Annotated in this window: 17 protein-coding genes; 8 read left to right on the top strand and 9 right to left on the bottom strand. The window is 35.9% G+C overall.

Annotation, left to right across the window (positions count from 1 at the left end):
• Nucleotides 1–30: 30 nt before the first annotated feature.
• Nucleotides 31–762, top strand: coding sequence for an RNA methyltransferase (locus O9307_RS14140; RefSeq protein WP_298300492.1), 732 nt, complete (start codon nt 31–33; stop codon nt 760–762).
• On the opposite strand, the gene O9307_RS14135 is transcribed toward O9307_RS14140, so the two are convergent.
• Together O9307_RS14135 and ubiE are read right to left on the bottom strand one after the other, a co-directional pair.
• Nucleotides 759–1,478: a porin family protein gene (locus O9307_RS14135; protein ID WP_298300489.1), complete on the bottom strand. Its 720-nt coding sequence runs from the start codon at nt 1,476–1,478 to the stop codon at nt 759–761. The two genes, O9307_RS14140 and O9307_RS14135, sit on opposite strands and share 4 nt — an antisense overlap.
• Before the next feature lie 21 nt (nt 1,479–1,499).
• A complete protein-coding gene (gene ubiE, locus O9307_RS14130; protein ID WP_298300486.1) occupies nt 1,500–2,231 on the bottom strand; it encodes a bifunctional demethylmenaquinone methyltransferase/2-methoxy-6-polyprenyl-1,4-benzoquinol methylase UbiE in 732 nt (243 codons plus the stop codon).
• 196 nt (nt 2,232–2,427) lie between these two features.
• On the opposite strand from ubiE, the gene O9307_RS14125 reads away from it, so the two are divergent.
• Entirely contained in the window at nt 2,428–2,751 is a 324-nt protein-coding gene (locus tag O9307_RS14125; protein ID WP_298300483.1) for a hypothetical protein, read from the top strand.
• Between the two features lie 68 nt (nt 2,752–2,819).
• On the opposite strand, the gene O9307_RS14120 is transcribed toward O9307_RS14125, so the two are convergent.
• Both O9307_RS14120 and O9307_RS14115 read right to left on the bottom strand, forming a co-directional pair.
• The gene (locus tag O9307_RS14120) at nt 2,820–3,305 is read right to left on the bottom strand and encodes a dihydrofolate reductase (RefSeq protein ID WP_298300481.1); all 486 of its coding nucleotides are present in this window, start codon (nt 3,303–3,305) and stop codon (nt 2,820–2,822) included.
• A 4-nt stretch (nt 3,306–3,309) separates the two neighbouring features.
• Complete coding sequence (locus O9307_RS14115) at nt 3,310–3,639, bottom strand: 2TM domain-containing protein (protein WP_298300478.1); 330 nt, start codon at nt 3,637–3,639, stop codon at nt 3,310–3,312.
• Between the two features lie 234 nt (nt 3,640–3,873).
• Between O9307_RS14115 and O9307_RS14110 the strand changes: the two genes are divergently transcribed.
• A complete protein-coding gene (locus O9307_RS14110; protein ID WP_298300476.1) occupies nt 3,874–4,170 on the top strand; it encodes an isoamylase early set domain-containing protein in 297 nt (98 codons plus the stop codon).
• A gap of 34 nt (nt 4,171–4,204) precedes the next feature.
• On the opposite strand, the gene O9307_RS14105 is transcribed toward O9307_RS14110, so the two are convergent.
• From O9307_RS14105 to O9307_RS14085, 5 genes are all read right to left on the bottom strand, one after another.
• Nucleotides 4,205–5,029, bottom strand: coding sequence for a thymidylate synthase (locus tag O9307_RS14105; RefSeq protein WP_298300474.1), 825 nt, complete (start codon nt 5,027–5,029; stop codon nt 4,205–4,207).
• Nucleotides 5,030–5,043: 14 nt separating this feature from the next.
• Nucleotides 5,044–6,330: an amidohydrolase family protein gene (locus O9307_RS14100; protein WP_298300472.1), complete on the bottom strand. Its 1,287-nt coding sequence runs from the start codon at nt 6,328–6,330 to the stop codon at nt 5,044–5,046.
• Nucleotides 6,331–6,407: 77 nt separating this feature from the next.
• A complete protein-coding gene (locus O9307_RS14095; protein WP_064715563.1) occupies nt 6,408–7,031 on the bottom strand; it encodes a bifunctional nuclease family protein in 624 nt (207 codons plus the stop codon).
• 157 nt (nt 7,032–7,188) lie between these two features.
• Nucleotides 7,189–8,157: an electron transfer flavoprotein subunit alpha/FixB family protein gene (locus tag O9307_RS14090; protein ID WP_298300469.1), complete on the bottom strand. Its 969-nt coding sequence runs from the start codon at nt 8,155–8,157 to the stop codon at nt 7,189–7,191.
• A gap of 120 nt (nt 8,158–8,277) precedes the next feature.
• The gene (locus O9307_RS14085) at nt 8,278–9,024 is read right to left on the bottom strand and encodes an electron transfer flavoprotein subunit beta/FixA family protein (RefSeq protein ID WP_159687800.1); all 747 of its coding nucleotides are present in this window, start codon (nt 9,022–9,024) and stop codon (nt 8,278–8,280) included.
• A gap of 378 nt (nt 9,025–9,402) precedes the next feature.
• Here O9307_RS14085 and O9307_RS14080 point away from each other — a divergent pair, with 378 nt between their 5' ends.
• The 5 genes from O9307_RS14080 (at nt 9,403) to O9307_RS14060 (ending at nt 17,045) form a co-directional block, all read left to right on the top strand.
• The gene (locus O9307_RS14080; protein WP_298300561.1) at nt 9,403–10,422 is read left to right on the top strand and encodes a pyruvate dehydrogenase complex E1 component subunit beta; all 1,020 of its coding nucleotides are present in this window, start codon (nt 9,403–9,405) and stop codon (nt 10,420–10,422) included.
• 129 nt (nt 10,423–10,551) lie between these two features.
• Nucleotides 10,552–13,053 carry a DUF5686 and carboxypeptidase-like regulatory domain-containing protein gene (locus tag O9307_RS14075; RefSeq protein WP_298300462.1) on the top strand — a complete coding sequence of 834 codons (2,502 nt, stop codon included), beginning with the start codon at nt 10,552–10,554 and terminating at the stop codon, nt 13,051–13,053.
• An 85-nt stretch (nt 13,054–13,138) separates the two neighbouring features.
• Nucleotides 13,139–13,747, top strand: coding sequence for a DNA-3-methyladenine glycosylase 2 family protein (locus O9307_RS14070; RefSeq protein WP_298300458.1), 609 nt, complete (start codon nt 13,139–13,141; stop codon nt 13,745–13,747).
• 104 nt (nt 13,748–13,851) lie between these two features.
• Nucleotides 13,852–14,382: an inorganic diphosphatase gene (locus O9307_RS14065; protein ID WP_298300455.1), complete on the top strand. Its 531-nt coding sequence runs from the start codon at nt 13,852–13,854 to the stop codon at nt 14,380–14,382.
• Nucleotides 14,383–14,492: 110 nt separating this feature from the next.
• Nucleotides 14,493–17,045, top strand: a complete 2,553-nt coding sequence (locus O9307_RS14060; RefSeq protein ID WP_298300452.1) for a sodium-translocating pyrophosphatase — start codon at nt 14,493–14,495, stop codon at nt 17,043–17,045.
• Nucleotides 17,046–17,313 lie beyond the last annotated feature (268 nt).

Raw genomic sequence — 17,313 nt, 5'->3', positions numbered from 1 at the left:
AATAAATTTAATTCAAAAGTACATTTTTTTATGGTTAGTAAAAACCAAATAAAGCTTATATCGAGTTTGCATCAAAAAAAATATAGATTAGCGCATCAATTATTTATTGCCGAAGGCGTAAAAGGAATTGATGAGTTATTGCGTTCTAATTTCGAGTTGCAACATCTTTATAGCACTGTTGATGATTTTAAAACTATTCCGTTAACGCAAAAAACCGTTATTTCTGATGCTGATTTAAAAAAAATTAGCGCCTTAACTACTCCTAATACGTGTTTGGCTGTATTTAAAATTCCAAAAGAAAGAACGATTTTGAATGAAGGAATTACAGTTGCGTTAGACACGATTCGTGATCCTGGAAATATGGGGACGATTTTGAGATTGTGTGATTGGTTTGGGATTAAGCAAGTGATTTGCTCAAAAGAAACAGTCGATTTGTATAATCCAAAAGTAGTGCAAGCTACCATGGGTTCTATCGCAAGGGTGAATGTGAATTATTTGGATTTAAAAGAATATTTAAAAGCGACGAAATTACCTGTTTTGGGTACTTTTATGGAAGGTGATGTTTTGTATAGCACAGAACTTCCAACTGAAGGAATTGTTATTTTAGGAAATGAAGCAAATGGTATTTCTCCTGAAATAGAGGCTTTGGTCACCCAAAAAATTACAATTCCGCGTTTTGGTGATTTACAACAAACCGAAAGTTTAAATGTCGCTACTGCTGCAGCAATTGTTTTGAGTGAATGTAAGCGTAGGGTTTTTTAATGAAAAGTAAAGTTGATAAAAATAGCTCTGTTTTTTATGGATTCAATATTGCTAGTCCAAGGGCTATTGGGGTCTTTGTCTCTTATTAATTCATCATTTATTCCAAAAACCCCTCGTATGGATGGTGAAAAAATAAAGTACTCAGAAAAAATATCAATTCCGAAGCCTAATTCATAGTTGGTTGTCCATGATTTCATTCTGAATCTTCCCTCTGCATTGTCGTCCAACGATTTGGCATTACTGGACAAATTTAATGTAAATGAGCCACCACCTACTAAGTAGGGTCTAACATTTCCTGTTCGTAGTGCAGAAAATTTAACCAATAAAGGAAAATGAATATAAGTACTATTTACTTCTCTTAATCTATCACTTGCAGTAGGTGTGGTTGCAAAATAGCTGCTAGGGTAGTACAAATCTCTTTTGGTGTAATATAATCCTGGTTCAAATCTTAAGTTGATGTATTCTTGAAGTCTTATATCAGACACCAATCCTACATTAAAGCCGGTACTTCTTTTTATTAATATATCTGGGATGTTGTCTTTATAATCAATTTTGAAATCAAAACCATTAAGACCCATATAAAATCCAAAATACAATTTTTGTTTTTGAAAGTTTTCTAAATTGATGATTGGGTCTTTGCTAAAAAGGCGTTTGTTTCCTTGTGCATTTGCAAAGGTTAAACAAAGCATAAAAAAGAGAACAAGTGTTTTTTTCATAGGAAACGGGATAGTTTCTAATTATTTTTTTGATGCATAATATATGGAAGCCACCCCAAAAGTTTGAGGCATGTCTTTTACATCTATAAACCCTGTTTTTCTCAAAATATTGTTCAATCGTTCGCCATAAGGAAAAACTGCCGATGATTCAGACAAATAACCGTAAGCTGTATTGTCTTTTGAGAATAATCTTCCAATTAATGGTAAAATATTTCTACTATAAAAATGATACCCCTGTTTGTAAGGCGTTTTTTCAGGAACTGAAGTTTCTAAAATTACAAAAGTTCCTCCCGGTTTTAATACTCTTAAAATTTCTGACAGTCCTTTTTCTAGGTTTTCAAAGTTTCTAACCCCAAAGGCCACGGTTATGGCATCAAAGTAATTGTCTTCAAAAGGCATGTTCTCGGAGTCGCCTAAAAGCATTTCGATACGGTTAGAAAGTTTTTTGGTGGCTATTTTTTCAACGCCTACCGCTAACATCCCCGCCGAAATGTCTAATCCTATGATTTTTTTAGCCTGGGTTTGCGCCATTAAAATGGCTAAATCTCCTGTGCCGGTTGCAATATCAAGAATGGTACTTGGATTAGATTTTGTTACTAAATTCAGTACTTTTTTGCGCCATTTAATATCAATGCCAAAAGAAATAACTCGGTTTAAATTGTCATAATTTCCTGATATCGTGTTGAACATGGTGGCGACCTGTTCTTTTTTGCTTAACTGTGAATCTTTATAGGGGGTAACTTTTTCTGACATTGTATTTTAATTTCTACAAATATACTATAAACTCCATTATCATAGTACTTGATTTAATTTCAAAGCTAGATTTTTATGAATTGACTTTTCTTAAAGGTGCATTTTTAGGTTGTCAAAAAAAAATGAAATATCACTAAAAGTGGGTATTGTACAGTATGAAAATATTAGTCAAATTTGTCATGTAAAAGAATCATAAATGATTAGAATTAATTTAATGACTCAAATCAAATTGTTTATCATTGCGCTGATAGTCACTTTTGTTCTAGTTATCAGTTTTGAAAATATTGCTCTTGTGAGCGGTACTTTTTTTCAAGCGCAAAATACGTTCTTAGGATTAAATTTGTTTTTGGAAATTTTAATTTTTTTGGTCTTTAGTATCTTTGTGGTATTTGGTATTAAAGGCTACTTTGAGTTTTACTCAAAAAAAGTATCAAACATTATTATTTCAGTCTCTGGATCAATATTGTTTCTTGGTATTTTAATATTGTTGTCTCAAATTCTGTTACTAGAAAGTCATTAACAAAATCATTTCTTTTACAAAACGAAAAACATCCTGAAAAGGATGTTTTTTTGTTTTATAGCGTTTGATTATTTTATCGGGGAATAGATTTCAAAACTATAATCATAAAGGTGTTTCTCGTCTTTCAAATGTTTTTCGGATTCTGACAATTGCCACTTTTTAGGATCAATTTCAGGGAAAAAAGTATCTGCTTCAAATTCATGATGCACTCTAGTAATATCCAATAGATCGGCATAAGGCATGGCTAAATTGTAGATTTCTCCTCCTCCAATGACATAAATGTTATCTGTTGTAGAACAAGCTTCAATCGCTTTTTCTATGGAATCAACCACAATGCATCCTTCGGGTTGATAATTTTTTTGTCGAGTAATGATAACATGGATTCTATTAGGTAATGGCTTGGGGAAACTTTCAAAAGTTTTTCTGCCCATAATGATATAGTGACCCGAAGTTATTGCTTTGAATCGTTTAAAGTCATTGGGTAGGTGCCAAAGTAAATCGTTGTTTTTGCCTAAAGCACGATTATCAGCCACAGCGGCAATAAGTGTAATCATTTTTTTATTTGGTTTCGTTTTCAATTTGATGTTGCAATTGACTTATTTTTTTTTGTTGCAAAGCTACTAATCGATCAATTTGATCTCTTTCCCAATTTTTATCCATAAAGCGGTCTGTTATAAATACTTTTATAAAGTGAAGCACAAATAAAAAAGCCCAAAAAGTAATAATCCATAAGCACCAATTATTTTCTGCTCCAATTGCAAAAAATCGATGTGCTATGAATAAAAAAATGCTAGTTAATGCAAAAAGTACAAAATGAAAGTACAATCTCTTTTTTTGCTTAATTCTTCTTCTAGCATATTCGTATTGTTCGTGAGTGGCTTGGTCCATATTTTTTTTGTAGATAAAGATAAAATTTATTTTCCAAAAGTGATAATCTATAGCAAGTTTTACATGGTTTTGAGAATTTGTAAATTTCTAATTTTATTTTTTAATAGTCTTTAAATTATTGATTTATTTAATTTTTAACATTGATTTGTATTAAGTTATAAAAATGAATATAGGATGTATGTAGTTGTTTTTAAATCACTTACCTTGTCTTAAAATTTTAAAAATCAAAAAGTTATGGCTATTAAAAAACAATTTGTTAAAACGAAACCAGTGTGTAAAGTAACGTTTTCAATCGAAGCAAAAGAAGCAGCTTCTGCGGCAGTAGTAGGTGATTTTAATAACTGGAATGTAGAAGAAGGTACTTTGGCAAAATTAAAAAATGGTACTTTTAAAGGTGTTTTCGATTTACCTAAAGATTCTTCCTATGAATTTAAATATTGGGTTGATGGCGCCTATCTTAACGACCCAGAAGCTGACGGTTTAAAGTGGAATGATTATGCTGGTGCTGAAAATTCTATTTTAGCTTTATAAATTATATTAAAAAACCGCTATTTAAGCGGTTTTTTTATACAGCAACGCTTCCTTTTATTGTAGGATGTGGGTCGTAATTTTCTAAGGTGAAATCTTCGTATGTAAAGGCGAAGATGTCTTTTATATTGGGGTTTAATATCATTTTTGGCAAAGGTCTTGGTTCTCTGGAGAGTTGCAATTCAATTTGTTCAAAATGATTGTTATAGATGTGTGCATCCCCAAAGGTATGAATGAATTCGCCTGGAGCTAAGTCGCAAACTTGCGCTATCATAAGTGTTAGTAATGCGTATGATGCAATATTAAAAGGTACTCCTAAGAAAATATCAGCACTTCGTTGATACAATTGACAGGATAATTTCCCATCGGCCACATAAAATTGAAAAAAAGCGTGGCATGGGGGCAAAGCAGCCTTGTTGTTGGCCACATTTTCCTCAAAGGATTTCTTAGTATCTGGTAATACCGATGGATTCCATGCAGAAACTAATAGTCTTCGGCTATTGGGATTGGTTTTTAGTTCCGTAATTAAATCGGAGATTTGATCAATTTCTTCACTGTTCCAATTACGCCATTGGTGGCCGTAAACTGGTCCTAAATCTCCATTGCTGTCTGCCCAAGCATCCCATATTTTCACTCCATGTTCTTGTAGGTAAGCAATATTAGTTTCTCCTTTTAAAAACCATAGCAACTCATGTATAATGGATTTTAAATGTAGTTTTTTGGTAGTTACCATCGGGAATCCTTCGGCTAAATCAAAACGCATTTGATACCCAAATACACTCTTGGTGCCCGTTCCAGTACGATCTCCTTTTTGTGTGCCGTTTTCCAAAACGTGCTTAACTAAGTCGTGGTATTGTTTCATAGTATGGAGCGTTTTTATTGATTTTTATAAATTTTTCCGTCTTTCATTACAAAAGAAACTTCTTCGAGTGTTTTGATGTTTTTGAGAGGATTATCATTTACAGCGATAATGTCTGCCCAAAAAGATTCTTTTAGTTGACCAGCTTCTTTATCAATTCCAAGTAATTGAGCATTGGTGATGGTTGCAGATTGAATGGTTTCTATTTCTGGCATTCCAGCTTCGACCATATATCCAAATTCTTTTCCATTTATTCCATGTGGAAATACGCCAGCATCGGTTCCAAAGGCAATTTTTACGCCTTTTTTGTAGGCTTTGGCAAAGGTGGCTTTAATTTGAGGACCTACTTCGCGAGCTTTAGGCACTATTATTTCTGGATAGAAGCCTGGTACTTCTGCATTTTTTTCTACTTCTTTTGCAGCAGTAAGCGTTGGAACTAAGTAAGTGTCGTGTTTTTTCATAAGTTCCATGGTTTCTTCGCTCATAAAAGTACCGTGTTCAATGGTTTTGATTCCTCCTAATATGGCTCTTTGCATGCCTTCATCTCCATGAGCATGTGCTGCGGTTAGCATATTGTAATCTTTGGCAGTAGCCGTAATGGCTTTTATTTCTTCAATAGAGAATTGTGGGTTCTTACCGCTTTTTGCTACACTTAAAACGCCTCCAGTTGCGGTGATTTTAATTACATCTGCTCCTTCTTTATAGCGTTCTCTAACGGCTTTTACTGCCTCTTCTGGTGAATTGATTACGCCTTCATGTGGTCCTGGATCACCAACGAGTTTTCTGTTGCTCCCGTTTGTTGGGTCAGCGTGACCTCCTGTTGTGGCAATAGCTTTTCCTGCGGTATAAACTCTAGGTCCTTTAATCAGTCCTTTGTTGATGGCATTTCGTAGAGAAATATTAACTCCCGTTCCTCCTAAATCTCTAACGGTGGTAAAACCAGCCAGTAAAGTAATTTCAGCGCAATTCACGGCTTGAAAAGCGACATCGGCTTCATTGTCTACATATTTTGAAACGTAGCTTTTAGAGTTTAGTTCTCCTTCTATATGGACATGAAGGTCAATTAGTCCGGGTAAAACGAATTTGTTTTTTAAATCAACTTCAATATCATTTGGATTGGCTTTGGCAACAAAACCTTCTTGTATCTTAGCTATTTTGTTTTTAGTAACAACAATGGTTTTATTTGGAAGTAATTTGCCTGATTTCGTATCAAGTATAGAGCCGCAATGCAAATAATAGTCTTGTGCCAAAGTAACTTGCGCCAAAAGTAGTGCAAAGCCAAAAATGAGTTGTTTTAGTTTCATAGGGATACAATTGAATGAACACAAGTATTAGTTGTTTTGTTGGGGTGTCTTTCTTTTATTAAAAAACGATTATTTGCTTAACGTTTGGATATTTCGTCCCTTATTTTGGCTGCTTTTTCATAGTCTTCATTGGCTACAGCTTGTTCTAAAAGTTCGTTTAGTTCCTGTAAGCTATGATTGGCATAGGTTGGTCCTGATTGATTCGTTTCTTCTCCATGACCAAAAGTTTGGGGGTTGGAGAGGATGTTGTCAATTTCTTCAGCACCTGGATCTGTTGGGTTTGGATTTGATTTTAAGTAAATGCCTGCCTTATCCAAAATATTTTTATACGTAAAAATAGGAGCACTAAATCGAAGCGCTAATGCAATAGCATCTGATGTTCTTGCGTCTATAATTTCTTCTATTTTATCTCGTTCACAGATGATACTAGAATAAAATACGCCATCAACCAACTTGTGAATAATAACTTGCTTTACAACTATATCAAAACGTTCTGCAAAGTTTTTAAATAAATCATGTGTTAACGGGCGGGGTGGTTTGATTTCTTTTTCTAATGCAATAGCAATAGATTGTGCTTCAAAAGCTCCAATAACAATGGGTAGTTTTCGTTCGCCATCCACTTCGTTCAAAATTAAAGCATAAGCTCCGTTTTGTGTTTGACTGTATGATATTCCTTTTATGGTTAATTTTACTAAGCTCATGGATTTTTTATAGAAAAAATAACTACTGATGTGGCTAGTTATTCGGTTTTTTAAAGGTGCAATTTTAATCAAAAAAAGGCATAAAAAAAAGAGCTACCTAAAGCAAAGATACGATTATCTTGTTTTTAGGTAGCTTATAATTTAAAAAGATTGTTTTTTATGAATGTTGCGCTTTGAAAGCTTTGAATTTTTCAATCAATTGAGGGACAATTTCGAAAGCGTCTCCAACAATTCCATAATCAGCCACTTTGAAGAAAGGTGCTTCTGGATCGCTATTGATAACTACTTTTACTTTTGAAGAGTTAATACCTGCAATGTGTTGAATCGCTCCAGAAATACCTACTGCAATGTATAAGTTAGTGGCAACTGGTTTTCCTGTTTGTCCAACGTGTTCTCCGTGAGGTCTCCATCCTAAGTCGGAAACTGGTTTTGAACAAGCAGTTGCAGCGCCTAAAACGCCTGCTAATTCCTCTATCATACCCCAGTTTTCTGGCCCTTTCATTCCGCGTCCTGCTGACACTACAATATCAGCATCGGCAATTGAAATTTTTCCTGAACTTTTTTCAACTGAAGTAACTTTCACACCAAAATCGTTAGCATCGATGGTTGGATTAAAATCTTCTTCTGTTAACGAACTTGCATTTTCGAAAATACCATAAGAATTTTTGGCAATTCCTAATACTTTTACTTCAGTGCTAATTTCGGTTGTATTGAAAGCTTTGTTTGAAAAAGCGGTTCTTTTTACTTGAAAAGGAGTTGTGCTTACTGGCAATCCAACAACGTTCGATGCAAAACCTGCTTCTAAACCAACAGCTACTAATGAAGACAAATAAATGCTATCTGTAGTTGATGAAAGAATCACCACTTTTGAACCCTCTTTTTGAGCAGCTTGTTTGATTACATCCGCGTAAGCTTTTGCTGAAAAAGTTGCTAATTGGTCATTAGATACTTTTAAAACTTTATCTACACCATAATTTGATAATTCTGAAACATCACCAGCATTTACAGTTACAGCTGTTACTGTGGTGCTTAACGTTTCTGCTACTTTTTTAGCATAAGATGCAAGCTCGAATGCTACTTTTTTGAATTTTCCTTCTGCAGATTCTGCGTATATTAATATTGACATGATTTTTTTGTTTAAGAGTTTAAAGTTTAAGATTTAAAGTTTTAAAACTTAAAAAACAGATACTAAAAACTGAATTATTTTAGATTTTTAAACGGAACACTAAAAACGGATTACTGAATACTAAATTACTTTAGCTTCGTTGTGTAACAAACTGATTAGTTCATCCAAGTTATCCGCTGCTACCAATTTTACTGCTGATTTTGGAGCTGGTTTGTCAAATTTTACTGCTTTAGTAGCTACATTAGCATCTACAGGCTCTAAAATAGTTAAGGCTTTTGTTCTTGCTGTCATAATTCCTCTCATGTTTGGAATACGCAAATCTTTCTCTTCAACTAAACCTTTTTGACCTCCAATGATTAAGGGTAATGTTGTAGCAACAGTTTCTTTTCCACCATCGATTTCTCTGGAAGCAGTAACGGCATTTCCGTCTACAGTTAAGCTCACGCAAGAGTTCAAAAAGTTGTAGCCTAAGATTCCAGCAATCATTCCAGGAACCATTCCACCGTTATAATCTAATGATTCTTTTCCAGCGATTACTAAATCGTATCCGCCATTTTTAATTACTTCTGCCAATTGTTTGGCAACGAAGAAACCATCCGTTGGATTGGCATTTACACGAATTGCTTCGTTGGCTCCAATAGCTAAGGCTTTTCTTAAAGTAGGTTCGGTGTCTGGTCCACCAACATTTACAACAGTTACCGTTGCGCCTTGTTGTTCTTGAAACCAGATTGCTCTAGTTAATCCAAATTCGTCATTTGGATTGATAACGTACTGAACGCCATTGGTGTCGAATTCTGAATCACCATTAACGAAATTGATTTTTGAAGTAGTATCAGGAACGTGACTGATGCAAACTAATATTTTCATAAGACTTGTTTTTTTTGATAAAGCATTACAAATTTAAAATAATAATTGGAATATTTACTATGCATGCATAATATTTTTTCAAAACTATTACGATTTCGCTGGAGGGTCTGTGTTCTCTCAGAAAACTTTCAAAGAAACGGCTGGGCAGGAATTAGTGTTGTTTTCGTTTGCTCTCTTTTTAACAAAATTAATTTTATTTGTTTTAAACACTTTCTTGATATGAAAATGAAATAGGTCTTTTGTAAGCTGAACCCTAGCCCAGATAGGAGCGGCATCCTCTAGTGGCGGGGTTCGCCACTAGAGATAGAGCGGATAGCTGGAAATAGCTCCTAAATAATTTTAAACCTATTTTATGCTTTAAACTAGTTTAAAATATTTATTTTTGCTGTTCGAAAAAACACACATAGATATTATAATATGAGAACGATACAATTTAGAGAGGCGATTTGCGAAGCGATGAGTGAAGAAATGCGTCGCGATGAGTCCATATACTTAATGGGTGAAGAAGTTGCTGAATACAATGGTGCCTACAAAGCATCGAAAGGGATGTTGGCCGAATTTGGTGAAAAACGAGTAATCGATACTCCTATTGCAGAGCTTGGTTTTACTGGTATTGCTGTAGGTTCAGCCATGAATGGATGTCGTCCGATTGTAGAATACATGACCTTCAACTTTTGTATGGTGGGTATTGATCAAATTATTAATAATGCTGCCAAGATGCGTCAAATGTCTGGTGGGCAATTCAATATTCCAATTGTTTTTAGAGGACCAACAGCTTCTGCGGGACAATTAGGAGCAACGCACTCTCAAGCTATCGAGAATTGGTTTGCGAATACTCCAGGGCTAAAAGTTGTAGTGCCTTCGAATGTATATGATGCCAAAGGATTGTTGAAATCGGCCATTCGTGATAACGATCCGGTGATTTTCATGGAATCAGAACAAATGTATGGAGACAAAGGCGAAGTGCCAGATGGTGAATATACTATACCACTTGGAGTGGCAGATGTTCCTAGAGAAGGAACCGATGTGACAATTGTTTCTTTTGGTAAAATCATTAAAGAAGCTTTTAAGGCAGCTGATGACTTGGCCAAAGAAGGGATTTCTTGTGAAATAATCGATTTGAGAACGGTTCGTCCTATGGATACAGAAGCGATTTTGAAATCGGTTAAGAAAACAAATCGTTTGGTAATTTTAGAAGAGGCTTGGCCTTTTGCTAGTGTATCTTCAGAAATTACTTATTTAGTTCAAGAACAGGCTTTTGATTTCTTGGATGCGCCAATTCAAAGAATCACAACAGCTGATACACCAGCACCTTACTCTCCTGTACTATTAAAAGAGTGGTTGCCAAACGCTGATGACGTAGTTAAAGCAGTTAAAAAAGTGATGTACAGAAAATAAGAGAGGTTAAAAAGCATAAAATAGGTTTTTTTTAACAGTCCTAGTAGCGGTTTAAGACGACTACTTATCATCTAACTTATTATATTTGGGGCTTCATCGATACGCATTCGATGAAGCCCTTTTTTTATTATGAAAAAATCAATTTTATATCTCATTATACTTCTATTTGCATCAGTTGCTGTTGTAAAAGCACAAACTAAGGTTAGCGGTATTGTGGTCGATAAAGCCAATCAACCAATTCCCTATGCTAATGTTGTGTTTAAAAATTCTAACGTTGGAATTGTATCTAACGAAGATGGGCGTTTTTACATTGAGTCTCCAAAAAACTATACGGTTTTAGTAATTACCTCGGCTGGCTTTTCGGATAAGGAAATCACTTTAGAAAAGGCGGTGAATTACAATTTTAAAATTGTATTGAAAGAAATGGAAGAATTGAATGAAGTGGTTATTTTTACTGGCAAAACTTCCAAGAAAAACAATCCTGCCTTAGATATTTTGCGTAAAATTTGGGAACGCAAACGCAAAAATGGTTTGTATCAATTCAATCAATACCAAATGGAGAAATATGAGAAGATTGAATTTGATATGAACACCATTGACAGTGCTTTTATGAAGAATAGAATTTTCAAAGGCATGGAGTTTGTCTTTAAACAAGTCGATACATCAAAAGTTACTGGAAAAACGTATTTGCCGATTTTTATCAACGAAGCTTTGTACGATGTGTATGGAGACAATACCATCAAGAAAGTCAAAGAAATCAATAAAGCCAATAAAACCTCTGGATTTAATGGAAATCAGCAAATCCTAGCTTTTGTTAAAGATTTGTATTCTGATTACAATATCTATGACAATCACTTGACTTTTTTCGACAAAAGTTTTACCAGTCCGCTTTCTAGAACAGGGATTGATGTCTATAATTATGTGTTGCGTGATAGCGCATTAATCGATAACAAATGGTGTTTTAATATCGTTTTCTATCCGAGACGTAAAAACGAATTAACCTTCAAAGGCGATTTTTGGGTAAACGATACCACTTTTGCTATCAAGAAAATTAATATGGCGGTAACCAAGAGTGCCAATATCAACTGGGTTAAAGATATTTATATCGAACAAGAATTTGAGGTAATGAACGACTCTGTTTTTCTTTTGACTCGCGATTATTTGATGTCGGATTTTGCTTTGAACAAAAAAGAAAAATCAAAAGGTGTTTATGGCAAAAGAACTTCTTTTTATCGCAATCACGAGTTCAATAAGCCTAAACCCACTTCTTTTTACAAAGACGAAGTCAATTTTATAGACAACGAAGTTTACAACAAGTCCGAAGAATATTGGGAAGAGAATCGCTTTGAAAAGCTTTCCAAAGACGAAAAAGGTGTTTACAAAATGCTCGACACCTTGCAAACCGTCAAAAAGTTTAAGCAATTGTACAGCTTGGTTTCTATCTTAGGAAGTGGTTATGTAGAGTTCAATAACTTTGATTTTGGTAATGTTTTTTCCACCTTTGGTTATAACGAAGTAGAGGGTATTCGACTTCGTTTGGGCGGAAGAACCTATTTTGGCCCCAATGACCCCTGGCGCGTTCAGGCTTTTACAGCCTATGGTTTTAATGATCAAAAAATCAAATATGGTGTTTCAGGAAAATGGATGGTCGATAAGAAAAATCGAATCATCATTTCGGGAGGAAATCGCCGAGACATTGAGCAAATTGGAGCCAGTTTGACCACGACCAATGATGTCTTGGGACGAAGTTTTGCTTCTTCGGCTTTGTTTACTACAGGAAGTAACGGAAAGCTCACAAACATTAACCTGACCAGTTTTTCATTCGAGATAGAACCTTTTAAGAACTGGACCTTTCAAACTGGGATTTCACATCGCACCTTAGTTTCTGCCTCGCCAACCTTTAGTTTAGATTATTATACGACTTTGCCATCGGCTTCGAATCCTCTGGGTGTTACAAAAAGTGAGGTGAAACAGTCCGAAGCAAATCTTCAAATTGAGTACACTCCCAACCGAAAAACCATAGGGTTTGGCGTAGAACGTGATATTGTAGACAGTCCGTACAGTCGTGTTTTTGTCAATTTTAGCCACGGATTCAAAGGTGTCTTAAATAGTGACTTTAGATATGATAAAATTCAGGTGTATTACAAACAGCCGTTCATTATCGGACCACTCGGAAGAACCAATTTAATTTTAGAAGCCGGAAAAACATTTGGCACCATTCCTTTAGGATTGATGAGTGTTATTCCTGGGAATCAAACCTATTTCAGTATCGAGAATACCTTCAATAATCTGAATTTCTACGAATTCATAAGCGATCAATACGTAACCTTACAATGGAATCACAACTTCCAAGGGCGTTTGTTTGCTCGAATTCCCTTCATGCGAAAGCTCAATTGGAGAGAGGTAGTGGGGGTAAAAGGCGTTTATGGAACGATCTCAGATGCCAACCGAGCCATCAATGCCTCTGGGTTACCCTATGTGGCGCCCGAGAACATTTATTGGGAATACAGCGCCGGAATTGGAAATATTTTCAAAGTATTTAGAATAGATTTTGCATGGCGCGGTAGCTATCTCAACACGCCCGAAGCACAAAATTTCACGGTCAAAGGAACCTTTGGATTTAATTTTTAGGAGCTAATCCAGCTGTACGCTATATCTCTAGTGTCGAACCCCGCCACTAGAGGATGCCGCTTCCATCTGGGCTAAAAAATCGATTATGCAAGAACCTTTTTCGTTATTAATTACCCAAGAACCCATTTTCAAGACTATAGTCGAAACGTACGGTTTGCCCACCATTCCACAACGCCCCGAAGGTTTCGAGACACTCGTACTCTTGATTCTAGAACAACAAGTTTCTATTGATTCCGCTAAAGCGACTTTTTTGCGAATAAAAGAAATCGCAAAACCCTTTTCTTCAGAAATGGTTGTGCAACTTAATGATGAGCAATTAAAGGCAGTGGGCGTTAGTCGTCAAAAAATATCCTACATCAAAGCTTTGGCTGCTGCACTCCTGTCAAAAGAATTAGTTTTAGAAGAATTGTCTACACTTTCTGCTGAAGTGGTTCGAGAAAAATTAATCAAAATAAAAGGCATCGGTCATTGGACTATCGATATTTATTTGATGTTTTCGCTTCAAGCACCAGATTTGTTACCTCTTGGTGATATCGCCGTGGTAAATACTTTCAAAGAATTATTTAACCTACACGACAAAGAGCAGATGGAGCAGCGCGCACAACTGTGGAAACCCCATCGTTCTTTTGCTACTTATTTGTTATGGCATCACTATTTGTGCAAACGAAATCGAAAAGTGGTTTATAATCCTTAAATTGTCGAAAACGTTATAGCTATATATCCTTATTTTTTTCTTGTAAAAACGTTCGGTTTGCATACTTTTGCAAAAAAATTATATAAAGCTAAGAGGTAATAAAAATGACTGCAGACAAATTAAAAACTTTCGATGTATTGATCGAAATACCAAGAGGAAGTAGAAACAAATACGAGTACGATTTTGCTATTAAAAGAATGCGTTTCGATAGAATGTTATTCTCTTCTATGATGTATCCAGCAGATTATGGATTTATTCCAGAAACATTGGCCTTAGATGGCGATCCATTGGATGTTTTGGTATTGGTAAATGAGCCAACTTTTCCTGGATGTGTAATGGAAGTGAAACCAATTGGCGTTTTTCACATGGCAGACGATAAAGGGCCAGATGAAAAAGTAATCTGTGTGCCTGTTTCTGATCCAATTTGGAATTCATTAGAAAATCTTTCAGATGTAAATCCACACTTGTTAAAAGAGATTGAACATTTCTTTCAAGTTTACAAAGATTTGGAAAACAAAAAAGTAGATGTTGAAGGTTGGGGAGACGTGAATGAAGCGTATGCAATCATTAAAGAATGTACGAAGCGTTTTGATGAAATCGAAAATAAACCAGAGGGATTATTTAGTATTAAATAATTTTAACCATCAAAATTTATAAAAAAAGCAATACTCAGTAATGAGTGTTGCTTTTTTTGTTTAAATTCGTTACCAACTAGATTATTTAACTAACCAAAAATATTTTTTTTATGAATGCATTTATGATTTACGTGCCTATTGTAATGGCGCTTATTGGACTTTTGTTCATGTGGGTAAAAAGAGCTTGGGTGCTCAAACAAGATGCTGGTGATGGCAAAATGAAGGAGATATCAGATTATATTTATGAAGGAGCTTTAGCCTTTTTAAAAGCAGAATATAGATTATTGGCGGTGTTTGTACTTTTAGCAAGTGCTGTTTTGGCAGGAATCACTTTTTTACCTGGTGTAAAGACCCATTTGTTAATAGTTATAGCCTTTATTTTTGGAGCATTTTTCTCGGCTTGGGCTGGAAATATGGGAATGAAAATTGCCACCAAAACCAATGTAAGAACTACTCAAGCCGCACGTACTAGTTTACCTCAAGCTTTAAAAGTGTCTTTTGGTGGAGGAACCGTAATGGGATTAGGTGTAGCTGGTTTAGCTGTTTTAGGGTTGACCGGTTTTTTTATTATCTTTTTCAGAATTTTTATGAATGGCGAATGGACTTCTACCGAAGACATGACGATTGTTCTAGAAACCTTAGCTGGTTTTTCTTTAGGAGCTGAATCTATCGCATTGTTTGCTCGTGTTGGTGGTGGAATTTACACCAAAGCAGCCGATGTTGGTGCTGATTTAGTAGGTAAAGTAGAAGCTGGAATTCCTGAAGACGATCCAAGAAACCCTGCAACTATCGCTGATAATGTGGGAGATAATGTGGGTGACGTTGCCGGTATGGGTGCCGATTTATTTGGTTCGTATGTAGCGACTGTATTGGCAGCAATGGTTCTTGGAAACTACGTGATTAAAGATATGGGCGGTAAAATCGAAGATGCCTTTGGCGGAATCGGTCCAATTTTATTGCCGATGGCGATTGCTGGTTTTGGAATTTTGTTTTCTATCATCGGAACCATGTTGGTAAAAATCAGCAGTGATGATGCCAAAGAAGCACAAGTACAAAAAGCCTTAAACATTGGAAACTGGGTGTCTATTGGTTTAACATTAATCGCATGTTATTTTTTAGTACAATATATGTTACCTACGACCATGAAAATGGAGTTTTATGGCGAAGGAATGAAAGACATCGACTCAATGCGTGTTTTCTATGCAACGATTGTAGGTTTGATCGTGGGGGGAACGATTTCTTCCGTAACGGAATATTACACTGGTTTAGGAACAAAACCAGTAATGGCTATTGTCCAAAAATCATCAACTGGTGCTGGAACTAATGTAATTGCTGGTTTAGCAACAGGAATGATTTCTACTTTCCCAACGGTTTTATTATTTGCAGCCGCCATTTGGACTTCTTATGCGTTGGCAGGATTTTATGGTGTGGCTTTAGCAGCTTCTGCTATGATGGCTACTACTGCAATGCAATTAGCAATTGATGCATTTGGACCTATATCAGACAACGCTGGTGGAATTGCAGAAATGAGTGAATTGCCAAAAGAAGTGCGTACGAGAACCGATATTTTGGATTCTGTTGGAAACACTACCGCAGCAACTGGAAAAGGTTTTGCGATTGCTTCTGCTGCGTTAACATCATTGGCCTTGTTTGCGGCTTATGTAACTTTTACAGGAATTGATGGAATCAATATTTTCAAAGCACCTGTTTTAGCAATGTTATTTGTGGGTGGAATGATTCCGGTGGTGTTCTCGGCTTTAGCGATGAATTCTGTTGGAAAAGCGGCTATGGATATGGTTTACGAAGTACGTCGTCAGTTCAAAGAGATTCCAGGTATTATGGAAGGAACTGGAAAACCAGAATATGGCAAATGTGTGGAGATTTCAACCAAAGCGGCTTTACGTGAAATGATGTTGCCTGGGGTTTTAACTATCGGGTTTCCAATTGCTATTGTTTTACTTGGAAAATTAGTTTACGGTGATAACAACCAATTAATTGCTGAAATGTTAGGAGGCTATATGGCTGGAGTAACAGTTTCTGGTGTACTTTGGGCGGTTTTCCAAAATAACGCTGGAGGTGCTTGGGATAATGCAAAGAAATCTTTTGAAGCTGGGGTTATGATCAATGGAGAAATGACGTACAAAGGTTCTGATGCGCATAAAGCTGCGGTTACAGGAGATACGGTTGGAGATCCATTCAAAGATACCTCTGGACCATCTATGAATATTTTAATCAAATTGACTTGTTTGATTGGATTAGTAATCGCACCTATCTTAGGAAGTGGGCATGCTGATACCGCTGCAACAGCGTCTTGTTGCGCAGGTGGAGCTACAACAGAAATGATGTGCGAAGCCAAAAAATGTGACCCTGCAAAAATGGCCAACATGACCAAAGACGAATGCGCAGCGATGTGCAAAGAAAATGGCTGTTCAGAAGAATGTACCGCCAAATGTTTGTCCATGTTCGAAGCCGATGGAAAATTTGTGGGCGAAAAGACACAAACCATCAAAGTGACCACAATGAAAGATGTGCGTGTGGAAATGACTAATGATAACGGAAAAACCAATGCGACAGTAACTACTACAGCCAACGGAACGACCACCACTCAAACTTTTGAAGGAACTGAGGAAGAAGTGAAAGCGAAAGTAAATGCTTTGAAGTAAAACTATTAAAGTGTCAAACTAATTGCTTTGACACTAGTTCAAACTAACACCTCACAGCATTATTTTGTTGTGAGGTGTTTTTTTATCCAATCAAAAAAAAAGCCTTGCATCTGCAAAGCTTTTTGTTTTTATGGTTCTACTGGGTTTTGTGTGAATATCCATTTAAGTCACCGTGAAAAAAAAGAATAGCTGTTCTAAAATTTTGCTTGTTTCTATATCCTCTACCGATTCGTTTTAGCTCTTCAATTGCACCGTTAATTCTTTCTGC

The organism is Flavobacterium sp., from assembly GCF_027531905.1.
Lineage (GTDB): Bacteria > Bacteroidota > Bacteroidia > Flavobacteriales > Flavobacteriaceae > Flavobacterium.
This window is presented reverse-complemented; position numbering and strand designations above follow the sequence as displayed.